The sequence below is a fragment of the Methylocucumis oryzae genome (assembly GCF_000963695.1).
GTDB lineage: Bacteria > Pseudomonadota > Gammaproteobacteria > Methylococcales > Methylomonadaceae > Methylovulum > Methylovulum oryzae.
This window is the reverse complement of record NZ_LAJX01000114.1, coordinates 1-7,747: the sequence shown is the minus strand read 5'-3', so window position 1 is coordinate 7,747 and position 7,747 is coordinate 1. Positions and strand designations below refer to the sequence as shown.

At 43.9% G+C, this 7,747-nt stretch carries 10 protein-coding genes; all 10 read left to right on the top strand.

The genetic code is table 11. The features are described 5' to 3' along the window. A partial coding sequence (locus VZ94_RS11545) for a sensor histidine kinase (RefSeq protein WP_045779347.1) occupies positions 1-990 on the top strand: 990 nt, incomplete at its 5' end. 163 nt (positions 991-1,153) lie between these two features. Then, entirely contained in the window at positions 1,154-2,785 is a 1,632-nt protein-coding gene (locus VZ94_RS11540) for a TonB-dependent receptor family protein (RefSeq protein ID WP_275575213.1), read from the top strand. A gap of 13 nt (positions 2,786-2,798) precedes the next feature. Beyond that, the gene (locus VZ94_RS30700; protein ID WP_275575212.1) at positions 2,799-3,419 is read left to right on the top strand and encodes a TonB-dependent receptor domain-containing protein; all 621 of its coding nucleotides are present in this window, start codon (positions 2,799-2,801) and stop codon (positions 3,417-3,419) included. 251 nt (positions 3,420-3,670) lie between these two features. Continuing rightward, positions 3,671-3,835, top strand: coding sequence for a hypothetical protein (locus VZ94_RS28895; protein ID WP_239649872.1), 165 nt, complete (start codon positions 3,671-3,673; stop codon positions 3,833-3,835). A gap of 34 nt (positions 3,836-3,869) precedes the next feature. Further along, positions 3,870-4,274, top strand: coding sequence for a serine hydrolase domain-containing protein (locus VZ94_RS28890; RefSeq protein ID WP_239649871.1), 405 nt, complete (start codon positions 3,870-3,872; stop codon positions 4,272-4,274). Next, a complete protein-coding gene (locus tag VZ94_RS28885) occupies positions 4,267-4,569 on the top strand; it encodes a serine hydrolase (protein WP_239649870.1) in 303 nt (100 codons plus the stop codon). The genes VZ94_RS28890 and VZ94_RS28885 overlap by 8 nt, the downstream gene beginning before the upstream one ends. Beyond that, positions 4,550-5,452: a serine hydrolase domain-containing protein gene (locus VZ94_RS28880; RefSeq protein WP_239649869.1), complete on the top strand. Its 903-nt coding sequence runs from the start codon at positions 4,550-4,552 to the stop codon at positions 5,450-5,452. Before VZ94_RS28885 ends, VZ94_RS28880 begins: the two co-directional genes overlap by 20 nt. 15 nt (positions 5,453-5,467) lie before the next feature. Next, the gene (locus tag VZ94_RS11530; protein WP_045779346.1) at positions 5,468-5,647 is read left to right on the top strand and encodes a hypothetical protein; all 180 of its coding nucleotides are present in this window, start codon (positions 5,468-5,470) and stop codon (positions 5,645-5,647) included. A 296-nt stretch (positions 5,648-5,943) separates the two neighbouring features. Next, positions 5,944-7,215, top strand: coding sequence for a DUF2341 domain-containing protein (locus VZ94_RS11525; RefSeq protein WP_239649868.1), 1,272 nt, complete (start codon positions 5,944-5,946; stop codon positions 7,213-7,215). Positions 7,216-7,350: 135 nt separating this feature from the next. Continuing rightward, positions 7,351-7,701, top strand: a complete 351-nt coding sequence (locus VZ94_RS28875; protein ID WP_239649867.1) for a MotA/TolQ/ExbB proton channel family protein — start codon at positions 7,351-7,353, stop codon at positions 7,699-7,701. The last annotated feature ends 46 nt before the right edge of the window (positions 7,702-7,747 follow it).

The window sequence follows — 7,747 nt, the reverse complement described above, 5'->3', positions numbered from 1 at the left end:
AGCGTTTACCACCTTGAAGGACCCGAGCAACGCCCGCTTTTAGTCCTAGGCTTAGGTTTAATAAAATTTGGTCATAGAATCAATATCAGCGTTGCTGAAGATTTATCCGCAGTTGATCATGATATTACTTCGATACGTTTAGCTTATTTCGAGCTGACTTTAATTATTTTTGTCAGTGCGATTTTATTACAACGAGGGGATGTAAAACGCTCTTTGCTACCTCTTGTAAAGATAGGTAATGAACTAGAACAAGTCGCTGTTAAACATCAGCAGCACATTGATTTAGACGTGCCCATAGAAATCCAGCCTTTAGTTAAAGAAATCAATCGCTTGCTGGAATTAGTCGCGCGCCGGTTGCAACAATCGCGCACTGCGATTGGCAATTTAGCTCACGCGTTGAAACAGCCTATGGCACTGTTATTTAAAGTGGCCGAGCATCCTGCCTTTGAAGACTATCCTGAGCTAAAACAGCAATTACAAGCTCAAATCGACAACATCCACCACTGCATAGAACGTGAACTGAAGCGCGCCCGCATTGCTGGTGATCAACAAGTAAGCACCGCGTTTAATCCTCGTGAGGAACTCTACAGTTTGGCAGAGTTACTGAAAAATATTTACGCGGAAAAGCAATTAACAATTTCTGTCTCTGCGCCTGATTTACGAATTCATTTGGATAGGGAAGATATGCTGGAAATAATAGGCAATTTAATGGATAACGCCTGTAAATGGGCTAAGCACGAGGTCAGTGTTGACGTCGTTTTTACCAATGACCTGACTATTGCGATAGCCGACGATGGGCCAGGTTGCAGTGAAGCAGAGGCGCAATTGTTGACGCAACGAGGATTACGGTTAGATGAGTCAGTAAAAGGTCACGGTCTTGGTTTAGCCATTGTTTCTGACATCGTAAATTCATACAAAGGCGAATTACAGATTAGTCGCTGCCAACGATTAGGTGGATTTCTGGCTACCGTGGTGTTACCTTTGTGTTAATAAAAACTCAATAAATTTACTAGTCACCTTGCCAACTGCTCATTTTTAAGTTTCAATTCATGTCAAGCCGTTATTCTACGCAGTACGCGTAGTAAGTTTACTTAAAAGGTAGACGACGCCATGCGTTTTCACGACCTTTTGTACGACTAACCGGTACTAGAACATGAATAACAATAATCCACTATTATCGCTGTTGTTGCTAGCAATTATCGCATTTGACGCGATGGCTGATGAACAAACCAGTTTGAATAATCTTAACGTCACAGAAGGCGTAACGACATCTCAATTACCTACCGTTGAAGTTGTTGGCGAAAGCAACACTAAAGGTCAGAATATGTCTGGTTCGGTATCAGTGTTAGACAAAGAACGGTTATTTATTGACCAAGTATTTACCGTTAATGAAGCGTTACGCAAGACCCCAGGCGTGTACGTTCGCGATGAAGAAGGTTTTGGTATTCGACCGAATATTGGCATCCGAGGCATGAATCCATTTCGCTCTACCAAAGTGTTGTTTCTGGAAGATGGATTACCGTTTAACTATGCGCCTTATGGCGACAATGATATTTACTACCATCCACCGATAGAGCGTTATGATGGTGTAGAAATTTTTAAAGGCGCTGATTTAACGCAGTTTGGTCCACAAACCATCAACGGTGCTATCAATTACCTAACCCCACAAGTACCGACTAAACCGGGTGGTTTTGCTAGTTTTACCGGCGGTAATCGCGATTACCTAAACGGTCATTTACGCTACGGCGGCATGGCTAATAAAGTTTCAGGCATCGACGCTGCAGGTGGTGTTATCGACTACATTCATAAGGAAGGTCAAGGTGCCCGCGACAACACCTTTGTCGAACTAGATGATGTCAATTTAAAAAGCATCATAGATATTAACAGTCGTCATCGTTTGACGTTTCGCGGTGATTTTTACCAAGAAGACTCGCAATCGACCTTTGGTTTGACCGAAGCAGAATACCGCAATTTTGGCGCACGCTATAACCCGTTCAAAAACGACCGTTTTACCACTGAACGCTGGGCGACTTCGGCAACCCATGAGTATTATTTGAATAATAACATGACTTTATCGACCAGTTTTTACTGGACAACTTTCCACCGTGATTTCTGGCGGCAAATGAATCAACAGCCAACCGATTTGAACTGCGATAATGCGGGCTATGTGGGATACCGCGAACAAAGACTTAACGGTGAAGCGATTAATGTTGATAGCTGCAATTTTACTCGTGGGCGTCTTCGTAATTATGACACCTGGGGCATTACCCCTACATTACATGCTAGCCATCAATTATTCGGTATTGATAGCGAATTAGATGTAGGATTTCGCGCTCATTTTGAAAGCCAATATCGCACCACTGTTGACGGTAGCACCCCAACTGCACGTTCTGGTATGGTCATTGAAAATAGCGACCGTTTTGCCGACGCCTACGCCGGTTTTATGCAAAATAAATTCATCATAGGACGCTGGACTGCCACGCCTGGTGTCAGAGTTGAATCGGTTAGCTATGAGCGTATTAACAACTTGCCAGGGCAACAGGCAAGTGGTGAAAACAGCATGACAGAACCTCTACCATCATTCTCGTTAACGTACAGCCCGATTGACCAGGCCACCTTATTTTTTGGCTTTCATCGTGGTTTTGCGCCGCCTAGGGTTGAGGACAGCGTTTATAACAATGGTAATAGCGTAGAAATCGGCCCAGAAAAAAGTTGGAATTATGAAGTAGGCGTTCGTAGTCAGCCACTTACCGGTATGAAAACCGAATTGACTTTTTTTCCATAACGACTTTGAGGCGTTGACTGTTTTAGGCACGGTAGGCGGTAACGACACGCCGGTTGCACAAGGTCAGGCCTTGTTTCAAGGTATTGAATTCATGAGTCGTATGGATTTTGGCGATTTTTTTCATTCTAGCCATAACCCCTATGTAGAAGTTGCTTACACATGGATACCTACTGCCGATACGACGACAGCATTTCGTTGTTTACCGTTATCAGACGGCTCTATTTCGTCTAACTGTCCAGGTGGTTTAGTGTACGGTTCAGCACCTGGTAAACGTTCGCCTTATGCACCAGAACATCTACTTACTGCGACAGTAGGTTATTCACATGCTAGCGGTTTCGATGCACATTTTGAAACCGTGTTTGTCGCCGAGCAGTTTGCCGATTTCATGAATTTAGAAAATGCTGCTGACCATCCTAACGGTCCTAATAGCGTTGAAGCAAGATCAGGTCAGTATGGCAAAATCAGCGACTATGCCATTGTTAATTTCGCGACCTCTTATCGCCTATATAAAGACTTGACGCTTTATGTGTCGCTCAAAAACATGCTCGATAATGTTTATATCGTTGATAGAGTGCGCGGCATATTGCCGGGTTCGCCGAGACTAGTGCAGGCGGGGTTTAAATATGAATTTTAAAACTCATGCTGGGTAGATCATTGATTGAATTTGCTATTCGTCAGCCTGCCCACCATCCGTGAAGCTGAAAGTTATCTACCGCTGCAATGTTCGACTATTTTTCTAACAATCAGCTGCGCATTAGGTTAATACCGCTAACAAAAATGTTATAGATTTAATTGTATTATTCATCGGTCTCTCGCAAGCATATATAAATGCTGCTTGTCAGCATGTGTTAATCATGTCAATGACCAATTTAATAAGGGTTTCCGATGAAAATCATTCAAACAGTAGTGTTTTGTTTCTTATTTTTGTTAACTGCTTGTTGCACTGTGCCACCCATAAGACCTAGTACGGCTCTACCCGATGATTACAGCTTTGCCAAAACCTATTTGACTTGGCTGATTCAAGAGACCATGGCGGAACAAAAACGTTGAGGGCTTAAGTATTGCGCTGGTTGATGAGCAAAAAGTGGTATGGGCGCAAGGTTTTGGTTATGCCGATGCGGCTAATAAAATTCCGGCAACACCTGAAACGGTTTACCGGATGGGTTCAATTTCTAAATTATTTACCGATACTTTAGTCATGCAATTAGCTGAACAAGGTAAATTAAATATCGATAAGCCGTTACAAACCTATTTACCCGATTTCTGGATTAAGACTCGGTTTACCGATGCTGGGCCTATCACACCGCGCAACATCATGACTCATCATTCTGGCTTGCCGGGTGATATGAGTAATGGCATGTGGATACAACAGCCTAAGCCTTTTTCGCAACTAGTTGGTCAGCTTAAAGATGAATATATCGCTTATCCGCCGAATACGATTTGGTCGTATTCCAACTTGGGTTTAAACGTTATTAGGTGCGATGGTTGAGCGCGTTGCGGGTAAAGATTTCAACATCTATGCTAAAGAACAGTTATTGCAGCCTTTAGGCATGGTTAACGCTGAGTTTTCTCAAGCACTAGTGGGTAATAACGTAGCCAAAGCCTATAAAAACTATAATGAAACCAACGAAGTTCCGTTACGCGACACGCCGGCTGGTGGTTTAAATGCGAACGTGTTGGATATGAGTCGTTTTATCAAAATGGTGTTTGCTGATGGTAAAGTTAATGGTCGGCAAAATTTTACAGCCCGCAACGTTAAAGGAAATGCTACGTTCACAAAATGAGCAGGTAGCGCTTGATGTTGGTTTTCAGATTGGTCTAGGTTGGATGTTGCGTAATAACCTTAATATAGGCACGATTGCAGAACATGGCGGTGCTACGTTATATCACCGAAGCCAACTTAGTTTATTACCTGAACACAAGCTAGGCATTATCATTTCAGTGAACTCGCCACCGACGGGCGATTTGTTAATGAAAGTGACTAACACAGCTTTAAAATTAGCCGTGGCAGTAAAAACCGGTAAGCAAATACCTATCGACGATGATGACCAGCCGCAACAAAGCACGCGCATGCTGACTACAGAAGAGCGACAAAAAGCAGCAGGACAATATGCGACGGTACTCGGTTATGCTAGGTTAACTGCTGATGGCGATGAACTGGTTACCGAAATTGACGGTAAAACCTTGGATTTTGTCGTTCGACAAGATGGTTATTTTAGCCTTCGTTATAAGCTGTTTGGCTTATTTCCTATTCAGCCTAAAGCACTGGCCGACGTTGGTTTATCGCTACGCAGCATTGCCGGTCATGATTTGGTTTTAGCGCATTATCAGGGGCAAACGTTTGTTGTCGGGGAAAAAATTAAACCTGTTCCCATTCCGAATGCGTTGCGTAACCGCTTAGGCGAATATCAGATTATTAATCTTGCTGATGGTGATGGGGTGGTGCCAAGGCAATGCGCGATTCGTGAGAAAGACGGTTTTTTAATGCTAGAGTATTCCTTACCAGAGTTTGAAATTAACAATATGACTCTTCCGATAGCACCACTTTCCGATACTGAAGCGCTAATTCTTGGTTTAGGTCGAGGTATGCAGGAAACGGTTCGTATCGTAAACCAAAATGGAACCGAGTACGTGACGTATTCTGGGTATTTATTGCAAAAGAAATGAGCGTTGCTGGCTTGAATGAATAAAAATCATGATGTTGTGGTTAGGAATCAGGAGAAAGGGCTTTGTTATTTAGCGCTAAATTTATTGATTGTACTCATTTCAACGCTATTAAGTATTGCTAGTTTGATAAAACTGCCAACCGCGTATTTGATAGCACTGCATTTATATTCGCTTAACCAATGTTTATATGGCTAGACGTGCTAAGCTCGTTTAAAAAAGAATCACCCCTGTTGTCGTCAATTGTTTTAGCTTTTGTCATGCAGGTGTAATAATTTTGCAATAAATAACTAAGTCTATATAGATAAAAGAATTTTTACTTTTATTCATAGACTTGCCGCTTATCGATATAACCCTGGTTTTGATTACCTACAATAGTTTAGGTCGTGACATTAGTCTGAACTGAGCTAAAGTCCTGCCAAACGCATTCATAGTCATATAACTGTAATGATTGTTTGTCATACTTTCTCAATCTTAATATCAATGAGAAATACATGATGAAGCGTTTGGGTCTTTTGTTGATTCTTTTTGCTTGTTTGCCGTCGCTCGCGTCGGCGTGGTGGAGCGATGACTGGGGCTATAAGAAAAAGCTCAGCATCGATGCGAAAAAATTGCAGCAAGATGGCGTGAAATTGCCCGAAGATGCCTTCGCCTTAGTGCGGTTACATACCGGCAATTTCGCTAATTTTTTAGAGCTGGCTGAAAACGGCAAAGATTTTAGAGTCTTAGCCGATGATGAAAAAACACCGCTAAAATTCTATATCGAAAAATTTGATGCGTTAAACGAAATGGCGTTAATTTGGGTTAAGTTACCTAAAGAACTCGCGACCGCCGCAGAACCTAGCTTTTGGTTGTATTACGGCAACGCCGAGGCGGTAGACGCACAAGATAGCAAAGGCGCTTATGATGTTAGCGAAGTCTTAAGCTATCAATTTGAATCGGCTAGTTTCAAAGACATGACCGCTAATGCCACTAACCCCACTGAATCGACTGCCACTTATGGTGAAGGCGGCTTAATTGCCGGTGCAGCGGTATTTCAAGGCAAACAACGCGTAAAAATTCCTAATGCCCCTTCTTTAGTGATGGCAGCCGCTAGCGGTTGGACCATCTCCACCTGGTTGAAATTCGACCAAGCTCAGCCAGCCGTCATTTTTCAACGCGCCAGCAACGCTAATGGCGTGACGTTAAGCTTAAAAGACCAAACCCCTGTCCTTGACATCACCGATGCCTCCGGTGCCAAGCAAGTGTTAACCGCACAAGCCACCGTCGCCCCCGGCACCTGGCATAACTTAACCGTCACCGCAGGCAATGGTACTGTCACGCTGTATATCGATGGCGCTGCCGCCGGTCAAGTATCGGTAAACTTAGCCGACATTAGCGGCGAAATGAGTTTAGGCGCGGATTTAACCGGTGCCAATGGATTTACCGGCATGATAGACCAATTCACCGTGTACAAAACCGTTAAAGACGCTAACGCCATTAAGTTCGACGTACAAATGCAAGGCGTAGGCTCGGCATTGCTGAGTTATGGCGATGACTTAACGCCTGATAGCGATGGCGAAGAGGGCGAATCTTATTTCATGGCGACCCTAGACAACGTGACTATCGACGGCTGGGTCATCATCGGCATCTTAGGCGTGATGTTTGTCATTAGCTGGATGGTGATGCTCGTCAAAATCATCGTCATTAACCGGGTACACGGACAAAACAAAAAAAAHAAAAAAATTCGAGGAAGCGTTTTAGCAAAATCGGTGTGCAAGACCTGACGTCACTTAACCACGAAAGACGGCGAAGACGATGAGCAGTTCGAAGAATCACCGCTGCTGTTCTCACTCACCGAACACCAAAACAGCTACGCCGGCTCGTCGATTTATCGGATTTATCACACCGGCGTTGACGAAATGAATAAACGCTTACGCAATGGCAACAAAACCTTAAGCGCTGGCGCTATGCAAGCGGTAAAAGCGTCCATGGATGCCGTCGTGGTCAGAGAACTGCAAAAACTCAATTCACAAATGGTGTTATTAACCATCGCGATTAGTGGTGGCCCGTTCTTAGGCCTATTAGGCACCGTGGTCGGCGTTATGATTACCTTCGCGGCGATTGCCGTCAGCGGTGAAGTCAACGTCAACTCCATCGCCCCCGGTATTGCTGCCGCGTTAACCGCGACGGTTGCCGGGTTAGGCGTCGCGATTCCAGCCTTGTTTGGCTACAACTACTTAGGCAGTCGGATAAAAAGTCGTCACCGCTGATATGCAAGTGTTTGTCGATGAATTTGTTGCCAAACTGGCCGAACAA

Excerpts from the sequence above, each read along its gene's own strand:
- VZ94_RS11540 (WP_275575213.1), top strand. The coding sequence starts at position 1,154 with ATGAATAACAATAATCCACTATTATCGCTGTTGTTGCTAGCAATTATC.
- VZ94_RS28895 (WP_239649872.1), top strand. The coding sequence starts at position 3,671 with ATGAAAATCATTCAAACAGTAGTGTTTTGTTTCTTATTTTTGTTAACT.
- VZ94_RS28885 (WP_239649870.1), top strand. The coding sequence starts at position 4,267 with ATGGTTGAGCGCGTTGCGGGTAAAGATTTCAACATCTATGCTAAAGAA.
- VZ94_RS28880 (WP_239649869.1), top strand. The coding sequence starts at position 4,550 with ATGCTACGTTCACAAAATGAGCAGGTAGCGCTTGATGTTGGTTTTCAG.
- VZ94_RS11530 (WP_045779346.1), top strand. The coding sequence starts at position 5,468 with ATGAATAAAAATCATGATGTTGTGGTTAGGAATCAGGAGAAAGGGCTT.
- VZ94_RS28875 (WP_239649867.1), top strand. The coding sequence starts at position 7,351 with ATGAATAAACGCTTACGCAATGGCAACAAAACCTTAAGCGCTGGCGCT.